General features: G+C 70.9%; 17 protein-coding genes. 12 read left to right on the top strand and 5 right to left on the bottom strand.

What is annotated here, in order from left to right; translation table 11 throughout:
- Positions 1-46 precede the first annotated feature (46 nt).
- The gene (locus ACFVT5_RS08680; RefSeq protein ID WP_389882985.1) at positions 47-178 is read right to left on the bottom strand and encodes a hypothetical protein; all 132 of its coding nucleotides are present in this window, start codon (positions 176-178) and stop codon (positions 47-49) included.
- A 199-nt stretch (positions 179-377) separates the two neighbouring features.
- Here ACFVT5_RS08680 and ACFVT5_RS08675 point away from each other — a divergent pair, with 199 nt between their 5' ends.
- A complete protein-coding gene (locus tag ACFVT5_RS08675; protein WP_389882982.1) occupies positions 378-1,163 on the top strand; it encodes an IclR family transcriptional regulator in 786 nt (261 codons plus the stop codon).
- A gap of 73 nt (positions 1,164-1,236) precedes the next feature.
- A complete protein-coding gene (locus tag ACFVT5_RS08670; RefSeq protein ID WP_389882979.1) occupies positions 1,237-1,917 on the top strand; it encodes a hypothetical protein in 681 nt (226 codons plus the stop codon).
- Between the two features lie 121 nt (positions 1,918-2,038).
- Here the strand turns inward: ACFVT5_RS08670 and ACFVT5_RS08665 are convergent, their stop codons facing one another.
- Positions 2,039-2,425, bottom strand: a complete 387-nt coding sequence (locus ACFVT5_RS08665; RefSeq protein WP_389882976.1) for a DUF4259 domain-containing protein — start codon at positions 2,423-2,425, stop codon at positions 2,039-2,041.
- A gap of 221 nt (positions 2,426-2,646) precedes the next feature.
- On the opposite strand from ACFVT5_RS08665, the gene ACFVT5_RS08660 reads away from it, so the two are divergent.
- From ACFVT5_RS08660 to ACFVT5_RS08625, 8 genes are all read left to right on the top strand, one after another.
- The gene (locus tag ACFVT5_RS08660) at positions 2,647-3,918 is read left to right on the top strand and encodes an ABC transporter substrate-binding protein (RefSeq protein WP_389882973.1); all 1,272 of its coding nucleotides are present in this window, start codon (positions 2,647-2,649) and stop codon (positions 3,916-3,918) included.
- A 9-nt stretch (positions 3,919-3,927) separates the two neighbouring features.
- Complete coding sequence (locus ACFVT5_RS08655; RefSeq protein ID WP_389882970.1) at positions 3,928-6,774, top strand: ATP-binding cassette domain-containing protein; 2,847 nt, start codon at positions 3,928-3,930, stop codon at positions 6,772-6,774.
- Entirely contained in the window at positions 6,771-7,547 is a 777-nt protein-coding gene (locus ACFVT5_RS08650) for an ABC transporter ATP-binding protein (RefSeq protein ID WP_389882967.1), read from the top strand. The genes ACFVT5_RS08655 and ACFVT5_RS08650 overlap by 4 nt, the downstream gene beginning before the upstream one ends.
- A gap of 71 nt (positions 7,548-7,618) precedes the next feature.
- The gene (locus ACFVT5_RS08645) at positions 7,619-7,834 is read left to right on the top strand and encodes a hypothetical protein (protein WP_389882964.1); all 216 of its coding nucleotides are present in this window, start codon (positions 7,619-7,621) and stop codon (positions 7,832-7,834) included.
- A gap of 178 nt (positions 7,835-8,012) precedes the next feature.
- On the top strand, positions 8,013-8,435 hold the full coding sequence (locus tag ACFVT5_RS08640) for a DUF6069 family protein (RefSeq protein ID WP_389882961.1): 423 nt from the start codon (positions 8,013-8,015) through the stop codon (positions 8,433-8,435).
- A 167-nt stretch (positions 8,436-8,602) separates the two neighbouring features.
- Entirely contained in the window at positions 8,603-9,250 is a 648-nt protein-coding gene (locus ACFVT5_RS08635) for an ArsR/SmtB family transcription factor (RefSeq protein WP_389883611.1), read from the top strand.
- Between the two features lie 232 nt (positions 9,251-9,482).
- Positions 9,483-10,055, top strand: a complete 573-nt coding sequence (locus ACFVT5_RS08630) for a dihydrofolate reductase family protein (RefSeq protein WP_389882958.1) — start codon at positions 9,483-9,485, stop codon at positions 10,053-10,055.
- A gap of 217 nt (positions 10,056-10,272) precedes the next feature.
- Positions 10,273-11,451, top strand: a complete 1,179-nt coding sequence (locus tag ACFVT5_RS08625; protein WP_389882955.1) for a serine hydrolase domain-containing protein — start codon at positions 10,273-10,275, stop codon at positions 11,449-11,451.
- Positions 11,452-11,485: 34 nt separating this feature from the next.
- Here the strand turns inward: ACFVT5_RS08625 and ACFVT5_RS08620 are convergent, their stop codons facing one another.
- Positions 11,486-12,673 carry an alpha/beta hydrolase family protein gene (locus ACFVT5_RS08620; RefSeq protein WP_389882953.1) on the bottom strand — a complete coding sequence of 396 codons (1,188 nt, stop codon included), beginning with the start codon at positions 12,671-12,673 and terminating at the stop codon, positions 11,486-11,488.
- Between the two features lie 196 nt (positions 12,674-12,869).
- The gene (locus ACFVT5_RS08615) at positions 12,870-13,448 is read right to left on the bottom strand and encodes a TetR/AcrR family transcriptional regulator (protein WP_389882950.1); all 579 of its coding nucleotides are present in this window, start codon (positions 13,446-13,448) and stop codon (positions 12,870-12,872) included.
- Positions 13,449-13,532: 84 nt separating this feature from the next.
- Between ACFVT5_RS08615 and ACFVT5_RS08610 the strand changes: the two genes are divergently transcribed.
- Together ACFVT5_RS08610 and ACFVT5_RS08605 are read left to right on the top strand one after the other, a co-directional pair.
- Positions 13,533-14,414, top strand: coding sequence for an SDR family oxidoreductase (locus ACFVT5_RS08610; protein ID WP_389882947.1), 882 nt, complete (start codon positions 13,533-13,535; stop codon positions 14,412-14,414).
- A 133-nt stretch (positions 14,415-14,547) separates the two neighbouring features.
- Positions 14,548-15,357 carry a DUF6891 domain-containing protein gene (locus ACFVT5_RS08605; protein WP_389882944.1) on the top strand — a complete coding sequence of 270 codons (810 nt, stop codon included), beginning with the start codon at positions 14,548-14,550 and terminating at the stop codon, positions 15,355-15,357.
- On the opposite strand, the gene ACFVT5_RS08600 is transcribed toward ACFVT5_RS08605, so the two are convergent.
- Positions 15,338-16,237, bottom strand: coding sequence for a DUF3626 domain-containing protein (locus ACFVT5_RS08600; RefSeq protein WP_389882941.1), 900 nt, complete (start codon positions 16,235-16,237; stop codon positions 15,338-15,340). The genes ACFVT5_RS08605 and ACFVT5_RS08600 overlap by 20 nt on opposite strands.
- Positions 16,238-16,423 lie beyond the last annotated feature (186 nt).

The raw sequence follows: 16,423 nt of genomic DNA, 5'->3' as shown, positions 1-16,423 counted from the left end.
GGGGCGGGCAGTTACGGCCGGAGCGGACCGGCGATGTGGTGTGCGGTCAGCGACAGGCGGCGCTGAAGACGCGGCCGAGGTCGATGTGGCGGCGCACGGTGAGCGCGCGGCACACGGTGCGGGCGCTGGGCACCGGCGCGGGCAGAACGGCGGCGACGGTCACGGCGGTGTACGGCACGGCGGCTGCCCCCTTCTGCCCGGCTCTGCCCGGCTCGGCTCTGTTCGGCTCTCGGTGGGCGCAGCCTGGCACGGCTCCGGACCCCCCGGCAAGCAGCTTCCCATGATGTGGGACCAGACATGAACGGAGTGTTTCACCAGGCGTTTTGGCCGCCCCAGGGGTGCCGTAATGTGGGAAACAACCGAGCGGAGGAGCCCCGATGAGTCGAGCGGTGAACGCTGGTCCGCCCGCCGGTGCGCAGGCCGTACGGCGTGCCCTGGACGTCCTGCACTGTTTCCATGACAACGCGCCCGACCTCAGCGCGTCGGAACTGGCCCGCCGCCTGGAACTGTCGACGTCCACGGCCCACCGGCTCGCCCGGACACTGCTCGGCGCCGGCTTCCTGGAGCAGGACGCCCGCACGGCCCGCTACCGACTGGGGCCCGCCGTCACGGAGTTGGGCCGACTGTCGTACCACCAGCGGGGGCTGCATCTGGCCGCGCCCGAACTGGCCGACCTCGCCCGCCGAACGGGTGCCACCGCCGATCTCGCGCTGCGCAGTGGTCCGCACGCGGTGATCGTGGCGGGCGGTTCCGTCACTCCGAAGGTCGGCCTGCGCAGACCCCTGCACTCCACGGCGCTCGGGAAAGTGCTGCTCGCCTGGCCCCGGCCGGGCGAGGGTGGCTCGGCCGCGCTCCCCCCGCTGCGCGCGTTCACGGACCGCACCATCGTCGATCCCGCCCTTCTCGCCGAGGAGTTGGACCGGGTACGGGCCGCCACCTACGCGCTCAACGACGGTGAATCGGCGCACGGGGTGCGGACCCTGGCCGTGCCGCTGCTCGACCACACGGAGTCGGCGCGCTTCGCCCTCGCGGTGCGCGCCACACCGCAAGTCATCACCCATGAGCGCATGGACTGGTTCCTCGCTCAGGCCCGTATGTGTGCCCACGCGCTGGAGATTCTGCTGCTTTCACCGTCCGAACGCAGGCAAGCGCCGTTGCCATGAAGCCGTGGGTGTGGGCGGTGCGGAGGTAACATCCGACCTCAACACCCATGAAGCCTGGAGGAATCGGAAGCCAATGCCGGACAACACACTCAAGTCGCAGTACGCGGCCCAGGTCGAGGCCGACCTGGAGCAGAACATCAAGGAACAGGACCGTATCGCGACGGAGATCACCGCGTTCCAGGAGCAACTGCGCAGCCTGGAGGCGGACAAGGTCCTGCTCGAAGGGATGCGGCAGGCTCTCGACGCCCGTGCCGCGACCGTCGGTTCTTCGGCCGCCGCACTGCCCCAGCCGCGTACCCCCGGCAAGGCCGGCACCCGTACGGCCGGAAAGCGGAAGGCCAAGGCGGCGGCGGAGAAGGGCAGTTCGAAGGGCGCGCCGAAGCCGGCCGCGAGCAAGGGCAAGGGCGCCGGCAAGGACGCGTCCGCCGCCGCACCCGCCGGGCGTGAGGGCACTCTTCGCGAGGCCGTCGCCACCTACCTCGGCGGTCAGCGCGAGCCGCGCTCCGCCGCCGAGGTCGCGACCGCGCTCACCCAGGAGCACCCGGACCGCAAGATCGGTCTCACGGTCATCCGGAACACGCTCGAAGGGCTCGTCGCCAAGGGGCAGGCCCTGCGGACCAAGCAGCAGCGGTCCGTCTTCTACACGGCAACGGAGACGGCCGGCGTGGCAGCCGGCACCGCGGCGGAGGCCGGGTCGGAAGCGGCTCCGGACAGTGGCACGGAGGGCACGCCGGTCGGCGACGCACAGAGCTGAAGCCCGCGTGGGCAGATCCCACACCCGCGCCCCGGCCGTATGCCGTCTCGGACACCTGTCCAGCCTTCCTGGACAGGTGTCCGAGTGGGCCATGCTCCGAGTGGGTCATGTCCCGAGTGGGTCACCCCTCGATGGTTTCCGCGTTGCGCCGGGCCACATCGGCCAACTGGTCGAAGGTGCGGGTCAACACCTCACGCCGCTCCTCCTTGTACCCCGCGACCGGTCCCAGGCCGTCGATCGAGCCTTCCCAGACCGCCATGAACGTCTTCTTCCACCGCTCGATCACCTTCGCGTCCGGCACCTCGGCGCCGACGAACCACCGGGTCGCGATGAGGTGCAGCAGCTCAAGGTCGCAGGGCACGGCGACGCCCCAGTACTCGTCGGGCTCCAGCTCGACCGGGTCCCCGGCCATCGCCTCCGTGATCTCCGAGATGAGCCGGCCGGTGAGATCCGACAGATGATCCGCCGCCGTGTCGCTGTCGAAGTTCCCGCTGCCCCAGGTACCCACTGTGCCCCGCTCTCCACTCGCCCCGTGCGCTGTTTCCCACGCGCCCCACGCGTTGTTCCACGTCGCTCAGAACCTACCTTCAGGGTCTGACAACGGACTCCGGGCGAAAGCGAGGGGACCATCCATCAAATCTGACGGTTCATCAACTACTGATGAGTCAGTTATTGACGGTTCATCAGCTCGCACACAGAATCACTCTCACTCCGACGGAGGGACACCCTGTGTTGCGACCGATCCGCACCCTCGCCGCAGCCGCGGCCACTCTGCTGCTGGCCACAGCATGCAACTCCGCCGCCTCCAGCTCCTCCGGTGACTCCGGCGATTCCGGTGACGGCAAAGGCAGTTCGACACGTGGAGTGACGAACGACTCCATCAAGGTCGGCGGGATCGTCTCGATGACGACCGCCAGCGGCTACAGCAAGAAGGACACCGACCTCGGCGCGAAGGCCCGCTTCGACCGCGCCAACGCGGAAGGCGGTGTCAACGGACGGAAGATCGACTACCTCGGTGCCGAGGACGACGGCCAGGACCCGGCGAAGAACCTCGCCGCCGCCCGCAAACTCGTCCAGCAGGAGAAGGTGTTCGCGATAGCGCCGATGAGTTCGGTGACGTTCTCCGGCTCCGACTTCCTTCAGAAGCAGCGGGTGCCCACCTTCGGCTGGGGCACCGTCCCGCCCTTCTGCGGGAACAGCTATCTGTACGGCTTCAACGGCTGTCTGGTGCCCATGCCGGGCGGCACCCTCACCCAGAGCTGGCCCGAGGGCCTGAAGAAGGTCACCGGCGGCGCCGAGGGCAAGTCCGTGGCGATCCTCGCCAACGACAACGACGCGGGTACGTTCGCCATCCGCACCTACCGGCAGAGCTTCAAGGCCGCCGGGTACAAGGTGACCTTCGCCAAGGCGACCGTGCCCGCGACCTCGGTGCCCAGCGACTGGTCCGCGTACACGAAGGAGATCCTGCGGTCCGATGGTGGTCAGGCACCGGACGTGGTGGTCTCCGTGATGCAGACGCCGTACAACATCGGACTGCTCACCGCCATCAAGCGCACCGGGTACCAGGGCGTGCTCACCGATCCGACGGACTACGATCCCGGGCTGCTCACCAGGAGCGCCACGAAGAAGGCGCTCGACGGTGTGCATGTCTTCCTGTCCTTCCAGCCGTTCGAGCAGGACAACGCGGCGATGCGGCAGTTCAAGGCGGACATAGGAAAGGCCGCGGGCAAGGACGTCCCGCTCAACATGCACATGATGACCGGCTACATGTCCGCCGACCTGTTCCTCGCCATCGCCGACAAGGCGGGCGAGAAGCTGACCCTCGACACCTTCCAGAAGGCCGCCGACGGGTACGCCGACACCGGCACGATGGTCGGCGACCGCTCTCTGCCCAAGGGACACAAGGAAGCGTTCGGTTGTGGCGCGCTCGTCCAGCTCCAGGACGGCGCGTACCGGGTCTCCGCACCCTTCACGTGCTATCCGCCGATTCCCTTCGCGTAGAGGTGACACGTGTCGGACCTCCTGGGATTCGTACTGAGCGGGCTGGTGTCGGGCGCGCTCTACGCACTGCTCGCGACGGGTGTCGTCCTGTCCTACTCGGCCTCCGGGCTCTTCAACTTCGCGCACGGCGCGACCGCCTACCTGTGCGCACTCGCCTTCTACGAACTGCACTCCGGCTTCGGCTGGCCCGCCGTACCGACCGCGCTGCTCCTGGTGTGTGTCGCCGCGCCCGCGCTCGGCTGGGGGCTCGACCGGCTGATGTTCCGCAAACTGGCGCGGGTGGGCGAGACCGCGCAGATCGTGGCGACGATCGGCCTGCTCGTCGCGCTGCCCGCGCTCGGACTGTGGGTGGTGGAACTGCTTGAGGACGCGGGCGCACCCGTCAAACCGGCCGAGAACCAGTTCGGGCTGCCGGGCGTGGGGCCGAGCCCCGCCACCTCCTGGCAGCTGATGGACGGCGTGGGCGTCGACTCCGACCAGCTGATCACCTGGGTGGCCACGGCAGTGGTCGCGGTCGGCCTGTGGGTGCTGATGCGGCACACCCCGCTGGGGCTCAGGCTCCGCGCGGCGGTCGACAACCGGTCGCTGGTGGAGCTGCGCGGGATGAGCGCGGACCGGCTGTCGTCGGTGGCGTGGATGCTGTCGTCGGGACTCGCGGGACTGGCGGGTGTGCTCGCGACCCCCCTTCTGGGCCTGTCCTCGCACGACTTCACGCTGTTCCTGTTCGTGTCCGCGACGGCCGCGGTCCTCGGGCGGTTCCTGTCGATCCCGCTGGCCTTCGCCGGCGGCCTGGGACTCGGCGTGGTGCAGAATCTGGTCGCTGGGTACGCCGACTTCGCCGAGAAGATCACGGGATTCCGTACCGCCGTCCCGTTCGTCATCCTCTTCGCCGGGCTGCTGCTGATGACACGGCGGCAGCGGACGGCGGGCACGGCGGCGGTCGACGCACCGCCCGTCGACTATCTCGCCGGCCGTTCCTGGCCCCGGACCTGGGCCCCGTGGGCGGTGGCGGCGGCGCTCCTCGCGCTCTCCTTCTACACCGTCACCACACCGTTCTGGAGCGGCATCCTCGCCCAGGGCCTCGCGATCTCGCTGGTCTTCATCTCGTTCACGGTGGTGACGGGCCTGGGCGCGATGGTGTCGCTGGCGCAGGCCACGTTCGTGACGGGCGCGGCGCTGGTCGCCGGGCTGCTGATGAGCCACGGCTGGCCGTTCGTCGCGGCGGCGCTCGTGGGCACCTGTGTGGCCGCGCTGCTCGGCGCACTGGTGGCGCTGCCCGCGCTCCGGCTCGGCGGACGGTCGCTGGCACTGGCGACCCTCGCCCTCGCCTTCCTCGCCGACCATGTCCTGTTCCAGATGGGCTGGTTGCGCAACGGCGACACGGGCTGGGAGATCCCCCGTCCCGTCGTCGGTCCCATCGACCTCGGCGACGACCGGGCGATGGGCGTCGCGATGGTGGTCCTCGTCGCCGCGGCGGTGGCGGCGCTCGGCGCGCTGCGCAACTCGCCGTCGGGGCGGGCGATGCTGGCGGTACGGTCCGCGCCGGCCGCGGCCATGGCGTCGGGTGTCTCCGTCCTGCGCACGAAACTGCTCCTCTTCACCCTGTCGGCGGGGCTCGCGGGCTTCGGGGGCGTGATGTACGCGTCCTACAACACCCGTATCACCGCTACCGACTTCACCGCGATGACCGGACTGATCTGGCTGGCGGTCGCGGTCGCCGCGGGGGTGCGCCGACCGCAGTTCGCGGTGGTGGCGGGCCTGGTCTTCGCGATCGTCCCGCATCTGATCGCGGACTACGTCACGGAGTCGGCCCAGCTCCCGGTCATCCTGTTCGGCCTCGCGGGCCTGGCCCTGGCGAACGACCCGGACGGGTATTGCGCGGCGGTGTCGGTACGGGTGCACCGGCGACGGATGGCTCGTGCGGAGGCGGTCGCTGTGGCGGGTGGCGGTGGCGGTACGGATACGGGGGTCGGCCTCCGTACGGATGTGGGGGGCGGTCTGCCTACGGATACGGGGGCCGGTCCACGTACGCGTACGGACTTCGGAAGGGGAGTTGTCGCTCTTCCGAGGCCCGGCCCCGACCCCGACCCCGTACCCCTGGCCGCCGGCTCGGACGCCGGGCGGACACCCGCGCTCCAACTCCTGGGAATCCGGGCCGGATACGACGGTGCCGCCATCCTGCACGGCGTTGACGTCACCGTGCGTCCCGGCGAGATCGTGGCGCTTCTCGGGCCCAACGGCGCCGGGAAGTCCACCACATGCCGCGTCGCCGCCGGACTGCTGGCGCCCGTCGGGGGCCGGGTGCGGGTGGCCGGGCGGGACGTGACCGGTGAGGACGCGGTCCGCAGATCCCGGGCGGGTGTCGTGCTCGCCCCCGAGGGCCGGGGGATCTTCCCCTCGCTCACCATCGAGGAGAACCTCGCCCTCCAACTCCCCACCAGGGAAGCCCGCGACGCCGTGTACGAACGGTTCGCGAGCCTCGCCGCGCGGCGCGGGGTCGTCGCGGGTTCGCTGTCCGGCGGAGAGCAGCAGATGCTCGCGCTCGCTCCGCTGCTGCACCGCCCGCCACGGGTGCTCGTCGCGGACGAGCCGTCGCTCGGGCTCGCGCCCCGGGTGGTCGACGAGGTGTTCCGGCTGCTCGCCGAACTCCGGGACGCGGGCGCGGGGTTGCTCCTCGTGGAGGAGAAGGCCACGGAGATCCTGGAGGTCGCCGACACGGTGGCCTATCTCGCGCGGGGCCGCGTCTCGTGGTGCGGTCCACGTGCCGAGGTACGGGAAGACCGGCTCACGGAGGCGTACTTGGGGATCGCGGCGCACGGGCGGGCCGGACAGGAGGAAGAGGTGGGACAGCCGTGAGTGGACACGTACTCGACGCCTCGGGGATCGGGGTGCGGTTCGGCGGGGTCCAGGCGCTCGACGGGGTGACGCTGAGTCTGCGCCCCGGTGAGGTGTGCGGGCTCATCGGGCCGAACGGTGCCGGCAAGACCACTCTCTTCGACGTGCTGTCCGGGATCCGGCGCCCCGACCAGGGGCGGATCCTGCTCGACGGCGCCGATGTCACGCGCCGCTCACCGGTGTGGCGGGCCCGCCACGGGATGCGGCGCACCTTTCAGCGGCAGCAACTGTTCGGCCAGCTCACGGTGGCCGACAACCTCGTCGTCGCCCAGGAGTGGCGCGGCGGCGGGGGCGGCTGGGCCGCCGACCTCCTCGCGGCACCGACGCGTCGCACCCACGAGAGGGCGCGGCGGGCACGGGCCACGGAGGTCCTGCGGGCCTGCGGACTCGACGGCATCGCGGACGACTACGCCGGGACCCTGCCGGTGGGCCGGGCCCGGATGGTGGAGCTGGCACGGGCGGTGGCGGACGGTCCCCGGGTGCTGCTCCTTGACGAGCCGGCCTCCGGGATGACCGACGAGGAAAGCGGTCATCTGGCGTCCGTCGTCCGGCATCTGGCGGCCGAGGAGGGCTGCGCCGTGCTGCTCGTGGAACACAACGTCGCCTTCGTCATGGGCCTCTGCTCCCGCGTGGTCGTCCTCGACCTCGGCCGCGTCCTCGCCCAGGGCACGGCGACCGAGGTACGGGCCGACCCGAGGGTACGGGACGCGTATCTGGGGGCGGCGGCACCCTGAACTGCTGCGACCCCGGCTTCAACGCCACCGGTCTCGGACGGGACCTCCCCGGGTCCGGACTGCTGCGACGCGTGCTGAACACCCTGCGGGTGGGCGACCCCCGCAAGAGCGCCGGGATCATCGTGCGCCTGGCGACCGATCCGGCGCTCGCGCACACCACCGGAGGCGATTTCTCCGTGCCCGACGCCAAGGCGCTGGAGTGCCCCGAGCCCGGCGGAAGCGAGCACCTGCAACGGGAGTTGCGGGCGGAGACGGCGGCCCTGCTCGCCGGCATCGACGCTCCCTAGCGGACGGCCTGGTGCGGGCTTGTCAGCCCGTGGGACGAAGTCCAGCCGACCGATGAGTTTTCTTTTCTTGACAACTTTTCTTTTCGGTAGGAAGCTGGAGCTGTTCTCGACGCCGGGCGTGGTCGAAGAACCCCGCCGCGGCCGACGAGAACCGGCCGCCCTCGACAAGGAGACTGACGTGTCCGGATCCACCTCGATCGCCCCTGGCGTCGCTTCGACCACGACCGGCCATCGCGCACTGTGGTTGCCGGGCCTCGCATTCGCCGCGGGAGGTGCTGTCGCCGCGACGGTGGTCGCCGCCGCGGCGGACGCCGCCGGCGTGTCGCTGGAGATTGCCGGCGAGCCCATTCCGCTGCTGGGCTTCACGCAGCTCGCGTTCGTGTTCTCGGTCGTGGGCGTCGCGCTGGCAGCCGCCTTCCGGCGGTGGTCAGGTCGGCCCGCTCGGGCGTTCGTCCGGACGACCGTCGCACTGGTGGCCCTGTCTCTTCTGCCCGACCTCCTGACTCCCGATGTCGACGCCGTCACGCGGGTGACGCTGTTCGCCACCCACATCGCGGTCGCTGCCATCGTCATTCCGGGGCTCCGCTCCCGCCTGCGCTAGCCGCCGCCCATCTCTCGGAGAGTGCCGCTCACGTCCAGGGAGGTGCCGTGCACGTCTCGGAAGGTGTTGCCGCAGTCGCCTCGATCGCAGCCCGGTTCACCGTGTCGGCGGGAGTCGACCCGCCGACGAAGTTTCCCGTCTCAACGAACTCTCTCTTCGGCGGAGTGGTGCTGGACGTTGCCGTGATCGAAGAACCCGCCGCGGCCGAGGCGTCCCTGGACCCGATACGGTCCCGGATCCTCGCCGCCCTGGTCGAGCCCGGCTCGGCCGCCATGCTGGCCGTCCGCCTGGGACTGCCCCGGCAGAAGGCCAACTACCACCTGAAGGAACTGGAACGGCACGGACTGGTCGAGCTGGCCGAGGAACGGCGCAAAGGCAACGTCACCGAACGTGTGTACCGCGCCACCGCCGCCTCCTACGTGATCTCCCCGAGCGCACTGGCAACCATCAGCCCGGACCCCTCCCGATCCCCGGACCAACTCTCCGCCCGCTGGCTGCTGGCCCTGGGAGCACGGCTGGTGCAGGAAGTCGGAACCTTGCTGGCCGGCGCCTCCCGGACCCGTAAGCCCGTCGCCAGTTTCGCGCTCGTCGCCGAGGTGCGGTTCGCCTCCGCCGCCGACCGGACCGCCTTCGCCGACCAACTGGCCCACGCCGTGGCGACCCTGGTCAGCCGCTACCCCGACGAGTCCGTCCCCGGGGGCCGGAGTCACCGGGTGATCATCGGGCTCCACCAGATCCCCGACACACCGCCCGGCGCTGAGGACGGCCGGGGCGAAGTCGTGGTTCAGGGGCCGCAACGAGGTCGAGCCGCGTGAGGGCGGCACCGACGACGGGCTCCGCACCTTCGCCGGACGCTCCTGACGCGCAGCCCGGCGCGCGAAAGAAGCACAGGCGGGCATCGGCGTCCGCCCCAGAACTCCGGATCAGCCGCTCTCCACAGCGGTCTCCGGCGCCCCACCCTCGGTGCGACGATCCGCCGTGCACACGGCCGAAGCGCGCACCGAGCAGTCACCGCACACACATCCCGAACATCAAGGAACCTTCATCATGCGCACTCTGATCAGCACGGCCTTCATCTCGCTCGACGGCGTTGTGGAGGCACCGGGTGGCGAGCCCGGCTACCGGAACTCCGGATGGACCTTCAAGGAGGTCGAGTTCGTCCCCGAGACATTTGAGATCAAGGAGCGGGAGCAGCAGGAGTCCACCGCGATCCTGATGGGCCGGGTCAGCTACGAGTCGTTCAGCCCGGTGTGGCCGGACATGGACGAGTTCGCGGGCTACAAGATCATGCCGAAGTACGTCGTCTCCACCACCCTCACCGAGGACAAGCTCGTCCCCAACTGGGGCGAGACGACCGTCCTGCGCTCCCTGGACGAGGTCGCCGCCCTGAAGGAGACCGAGGGCGGCCCGATCATCGTCCACGGCAGCGCCTCGCTGAACCAGGGCCTCTCGGACGCCGGCCTCATCGACCGCTACCACCTGCTCGTGTTCCCGCTGCTGCTCGGCGCCGGCAAGCGCCTGTTCAGCAGCACCGACAAGGACACCCAGAAGCTGCAGCTCATCGAGCACGAGGTCTACAGCAACGGCCTGCAGAAGCAGGTCTTCGACGTCGTCCGCTGAGCGCGCCCCGGTCATCCAGGCGTCGTCGTCCGGGCCTTCCTCGGCTGCGGCGCCTGGATCGCGCGGCGGGCGCAGGTCGCCGTCGGCCGGAACCGTGGCGCGGAACCTGTAGCGGCCGAGCATCTTGAGGTTCGACGCGCGCTCGGGGGATATCCCCCGTTCCGATGCTGGGGAACGCCGGATCGCGCCCTGTTGGGGGCGAAACTAGCGTTCAGCCATGATTTCGACTCTGCGCAAGCACTTCGCCGTGGCATTCGGGGTCGCTTCGCTGCTCGGCGCCGGGGTGACCACCTCCGTCGCCCAGCCCGCCGGTCCCTCGCCCGCGGAGCAGTTGCGCCAGGACACCGAGGCGATCCACGCCCTCGGCATCAGCGGTGTGCAGGCCCGCGTGATCGCGCCTGACGGTCGGCAGTCGGTCGCCACCAGCGGCACCGCCGACCTCAACACCGGGCGCCCTGTCCTGTCCGACGGCTCCTTCCGCATGGCCAGCACGTCCAAGACGCTGGTCGCCACCGTGGTCCTCCAACTGAAGGCCGAGGGCAGGCTGTCCCTGGGCGACAGGGTCGACCGTTGGTTGCCGGGCGTGGTGCGGGGCAACGGCAACGACGGCAGCCGGATCACCGTACGCCAACTGCTCCAGCACACCAGCGGCATCCACGACGACCTGCCCGGGTACACCACGCCGGAGGAGTACTACCAGCAGCGCCACGATGTCTACGGCCCCGAGCAGTTGGTCGCCCGCGCCATGGCTCACGCTCCGGACTTCCGGCCCGGCAAGGGCTGGGCGTACTCCAACACCGGCTACATCCTGCTCGGCATGATCATCCAGAAGGCCACCGGTCACCCCGTCCACCAGGAGATCGAAGACCGCGTCCTGCGCCCCCTCGGCCTCGACCAGACCCGATGGACGGGCACCTCCCCCACCCTGCCCCGTCCGCACGCCCAGGCGTACCAGCTCTTCGGCCCAGGCTCCCGGGTGGACGTCACCGATCAGGTCCCGGTGGACCACGAGACCTCGTTCGCCACGACCACGCGGGATGAGAACCGCCTCCTCCGCGGGCTGCTCTCGGGCCGCCTGCTGCCGCCCCGGCAACTCGCCGAGATGAAGCAGACCGTCCCGGTGAGCGCGGAGGTCCAGACGCTGTGGCCCGGCGGCCGATACGGGCTCGGCCTGGTCGAACGCCCCCTGACCTGCGGAGGAACCTACTGGAGCCACGAGGGCGGTGACGGCGGCTACGTCACCCTCAACGGCGTCACCGACGACGGCAGGCGAAGCGCCGCCGTCTCCATGTCCGAGGCACGCGGCGACACCGCGCAGCACATCCTGGACCAGGAGAACGCGGCAAGCGCCCTGATCGACCACGCGCTGTGCGCCGGGCGCCCCAACACCCCGTGAACGGCGGCGTCGCCGGCCGGAAGGCGCCCGTGTGTCAGGGGTTGTGGAACTTCACTTCGGGGTTGGCTGCGGTCGGTCCCGAGAGCACCGGTTGCGGCTTGCCCCGCAGGTGCTGGTCGAAGAAGGCGGCGACGTAGGTACGGGTGATGGCGACCGCCCGTTCCGCCGGCAGCGGCGGCTGCGGCAGCCCGAAGTGCCGGGAGATGAGCGGTCCGTCGGAGAAGGTGAAGTGTTCCGACCCGGCGACCGTGACCCAGCGCTTCCAGCCGTCCAGGGTGGGCCACATCCGGTCCCAGGTGGTGTCGATACCACCCGGCCGGTGGATGTCATCGGCGCCGAGCATCATGAACGGCCGTCCGCCGAGGCCCTCGGCGGGCAGGTCCTCCCAGAAGGCGCCGTCCATGTTGATGCCCGCGTCCACCCGCCGGTCGCCGGCCATCGCCGTGGCGGCGCTCGCCCCGCCGATGGAGTGGCCGGCCATGCCGACACGCTTCTTGTCGATGACGCCCGCGTGCCGCCAGACCGGGTTGTCCCCGGTCAGCCGGTCCAGAACGTACGACACGTCCTCGGCACGTGTCGCGGTCACGACGGCCCCTTGCGTCTCGTCCGCCTCCAGCGCCGCACAGGCGGTACAGGTCAGCGTCCGTCCGCCGGGCACGGAGATGCCGAAGGATTCATACGCGTGGTCGAGTGAGGCGACGACGTACCCCCGGCTCGCGAGGTCCTCCGCGAGATTGGTCAGGGTGAACCGGGACACGCTGAAGCCCGGGGAGAGGACGACCAGGGGGTACTTCCCCTTCGCGGGGCGGGCACCGACTCGGCCGTGGGTCCGGGTGGCGCTCAGTTCTTCCGCGGGCACGAGTTCGCCGATGCCCTGCCCTTCCGCCAACAGCCTGGCCTCCTCGACCGTGGCGTACCGGGCCGTACGGCCGTCGCCCGACCGGGCTGCCGGATAGTTGAGGGTGACCATCAACTCACGGCCGTCGGCGGTGGGCACCCAGGGGTCGGTACGGGAGCGGTCGGTGAGATGCATCGTCGTCCGGCCGACGACGTACGGGCCGGTGGGGCGCGGTAGTTGCAGGGTGTCGGCCGGGACGGCGGTGGCTGCCGGACGTACCGTGGCCGCCGGCCGCGCCGGGGTGGCCGTGGCCGCTCCGGCGAGGGGCAGCACGAGGGCGACACTGAGTGCGGCGGCCGTGGCCGCCCGGGTGATTTCTGCCATGGGGGAAACGCTAGGGGAGCCCCCGCCCGGGGGCGTCAGACTTCAGTCGTATCTCACGTACACCTGTGGGCGGGTGGGACGGTCGGCCGTGCAACTCGCCCTAAGCGCCTAGCCGTTCGTGGACCGGGCGAAGCTTTGCCGCCCCCGGCTCGGGGAAGGTGTGCCGACCCGGCTCGCGTATGGCCCGGTTGTCCGGTCAGCCCAGTGAGGCGCTCGCCGCACGCAGTTCGTTCAGGGCCGCCAGGGTGCACTCGGCGAGGTCGTCCTTGGCGTCGCGGTCACCCTCGGACCATTCGGCGTACCCCCGTTTGAACGCGAGGACGCCCAGCTCGCCGGCGAGGGCCGCGGTGGCATCGGGTACGCCGCGGGCGACGAGGGCGGATGTCATCGCGGCGGCGAGGCTGACGGTCTTGAGGGCGTCACGTTCTTGAAGTGCGGCGCTGGCGGCGACGGCCGCCTTGAGGCGAGGGGCCAGCTCGCGATTCATGGGGCCCATCGCGCTTGAGGCACGCCCAAGACCGACGGCGACCGCCTCAAGCGGGCTGGCGTCACCGGGCGCCTCGGCGATCCCCTCGGCCAGCAGCCGGCTCAGCGTCTCCTGTCCGGCCACCAACAGCTCGCGCTTGTCGGGGAAGTGCCGGAAGAAGGTGCTTTTGGTGACTCCGGCACGCTCGGCGATCTGCGCGACCGTCGTGGCGTCGTACCCCTGCTCGGTGAACAGGTCGACGGCAGCCACGACGAGGCGTTCGCGTGCGCCTGGTTCCCACCGACCCATGGGCCCATCGTACGTGATGGGACTCTTGTCCCATCACCCTGGTAGAGTGACGGGACAAGAGTCCCATCACTTGGGGAGAGTTTCATGCGGGTCTTTGTCACCGGTGGCACCGGTCTGATCGGTTCCGCCGTCGTCGCCGAACTGCTCGGCAACGGCCACACCGTCCTCGCGCTCACCCGCTCCGACACTTCCGCGGTGGCCGCCGATGCGGCCGGCGCGGAGCCGCTCCGGGGAGGTCTCGCCGATCTGGACATCCTTCGCGTCGGCGCCGCTCAGACCGACGGGGTAATCCACCTGGCGTTCGGCAACGACTTCAGCAGCCCCGACGCCCTCGCGAAGTCGGTCGCCGAGGAGAGTGCCGCCCTCGCGACCCTCGGCGACGAACTCATCGGCAGCGACCGCCCCTTGGTCACCGTCTCGGGTACGCCCCGGGTGCCGGGCCGCGCCTCCACCGAGGCCGACCCGCTGCCGACCGACGGGCCGGTCGGTGGTCGCGGTCGCGCGGTCACCGCGGTCCTGGATCTGGCCTCACGCGGAGTCCGGAGCACGGCCGTACGCATGCCGCGCACGGTTCATAATCAGGGCACCGGCGGGTTCGCCGGAATGCTGACCGGCATCGCACGGCAGACCGGAGTGTCCGGCTACCCGGGCGACGGCGCACAGCGTTGGCCGGCCGTGCACGCGCTCGACGCGGCCGTCCTCTTCCGGCTCGCCCTGGAGCAGGCGCCGGCCGGTACGTCCTGGCACGCGGTGGCCGACGAGGGAGACACGGTGCGGGACATCGCCGCGGTCATCGGCCGACGGCTGAGCCTGCCGGTCGAGTCGGTGCCATCGGAGACCTACGGCCCTCTCGGCCCGATCTTCGCGACCGACCAGCCCTCGTCCAGCACCCACACCCGACAGACGCTCGACTGGGAGCCGAAGCACCCGCGCCTTCTGGAAGACCTGGAGAACATCCAGCCCTGACCGGCGACCAAGGGAGGCATCCGCCATGAGCTGACCCACATCGAGTTCCGGCGCACCGAGGGCCCGGCAGCTCCGCACCGGTCTTCGAGCGGAGCGCTTAGGCTCTGCACCACCGAGCCTGGGGTGGTTGTTGATGACGAACGTGTTCGAAGCCGCGCGCACCGGCGACCTTGTGGGCCTGCGGGCCGCGCTGGCCGCCGGGGCCGATGCCGCCGCCACCGACGCGCAGGGCTGGGCCCCGCTGCATCTGGCCGCGGCGGGGGCGCAGACCGACCCGGCCGCGGCGACCGCCGTCCTCGCCGAGTTGCTCGACGCGGGAGCGCTCGTCGAGCAGCCCGGCGGCGACGGGCGCACGGCCCTCTATCTCGCGGCGGAGTTCTCGCCGACGACTCAACCCGTCGAGCTGCTGCTCGCTCGCGGCGCGAACCCCGACATCACCGACGGCCACGGCAACCACATCACCGTCAACGCCTGGACCCCGGAGGTCACCGCGCTCCTGACGGCTGCCGCGGGCCGAGGGCCGGGGGCGCTCGCCGCCGGGTCAACGCCCGAGTCATCGCCGCCGGAGCGGAAGTTGTCGCTCAGGGAATGGCGCGCCGCCAAGCAGCGGATCAACGATGTGTTCGACCAGCTCACTTCGGCGGGGTTCGTCGCGCTGGCCGGAGCGGGCTCGACGCAGTCCGACGGGTTCGACGACTGCCACGAGGCCGCGTCGACGCGGGGCGACGGTCTTGTGGGCTTCTGCTACTACACCCGCCAGGACGCCAAGCACGCCCGGGAGACGGGGCAGCTGTCCCTGGCCTTCTGGGGCGCGCCGGACGGGAGCACGCCCCGGATGGAACACGCCGGTGAACTCGTCGTCCGGGCCTTCCGCGCCGCCGGTTTCGGCGTCGACTGGGACGGTACGGCGACACTCCGGCCGGCTATCGACCTGACGTCCTGACAGCGCACTCGCCGAGTCCGGCGCTGCCGTCCCGAGGGGAGCCGAAACGGGCCAGGCAGTGCCAGACCTTCTTCAGTGCCTGGGGGTCGTGGCGGGCGGTGCGGGCCGCGTCGCCGATGATCCGGGGGTCGAGCAGTCCGTCGACGGCGATCTCGGTGCCGAGGTCGACGTACTCCTGGCCCCGGTAGTCGGGATGCCGACGCAACTCCTCGACGGTGAGGCGGAATCCGGGGTGCCAGGCGACGGGGCACGGCAGTCGGTGTGCGGCTGCTTCGACGGCGGTGCCGCGGTGGCTCGGGTCGAGCACCAGGGCCGCCACGTCACGGTCGAGCCGGACCGGGCCGTGGACCTGTGCCTCGACGTAGTCGTCCAGGGCGTCGGTGCCGTTACGGCGGTCGGCCTCGGCGAGTTCGATGAGCGCCATGCGGGATGCGATGCCGAACGCGGTCGGTTCGAGGAAGCTGTCCGGGTAGCAGAACGTGGCGCGGCGCAACGCCTCCGGGGTCAGGCGGAAGTGGGCGGAGCCGAAGCGGGGTGCCGCGCCGATGGGCATCTGCCGGAAGTTCAGGGCGCCGTAGACGGGGCGCTCATGGGCGGGTGCGTGGTCGTAGGCGCCGCCGAACATCCTGCTCTCCCAGCGCCACCGGTCGCCGCCGGGGTGGGCGGTCAGGCCGCCGTTGCTGGTGCCGGTGACGAACTGGGACCGGTAGCCGCCGTCGTCCGCGAGCCGGTGCAGGATGGCGCGGTCGTCCACCAGGCGGTCGGGGTGGAAGTTCAGCGTGACGCGGAACCGAGGGTCGAGCGGGCCGCCCGATGCCAGGTCCGCGACATGACCCAGGGCGCGCTCCTGCGGTGTCCGGGGCGGCGGGTCGGCTGTCATCCACGGAGTGTGCCGGAGCCCGGACGGCGGTCGCACCCGAATTCCGGCGGGCCGATCGCGGTGACGAGCGGGGGATGAGGTACGACTTGCTGTCGAAGCACCGTCAAAACACCGTCGAAGAACCGCCACACCACGGTTGAAGCACCGTTGAAGCACCGTCAAAGCACGTCACGTACGGCCCCGCCA

Origin of the sequence: Streptomyces sp. NPDC058001 (genome assembly GCF_042886315.1) — a bacterium.
GTDB lineage: Bacteria > Actinomycetota > Actinomycetes > Streptomycetales > Streptomycetaceae > Streptomyces.
This window is presented reverse-complemented; position numbering and strand designations above follow the sequence as displayed.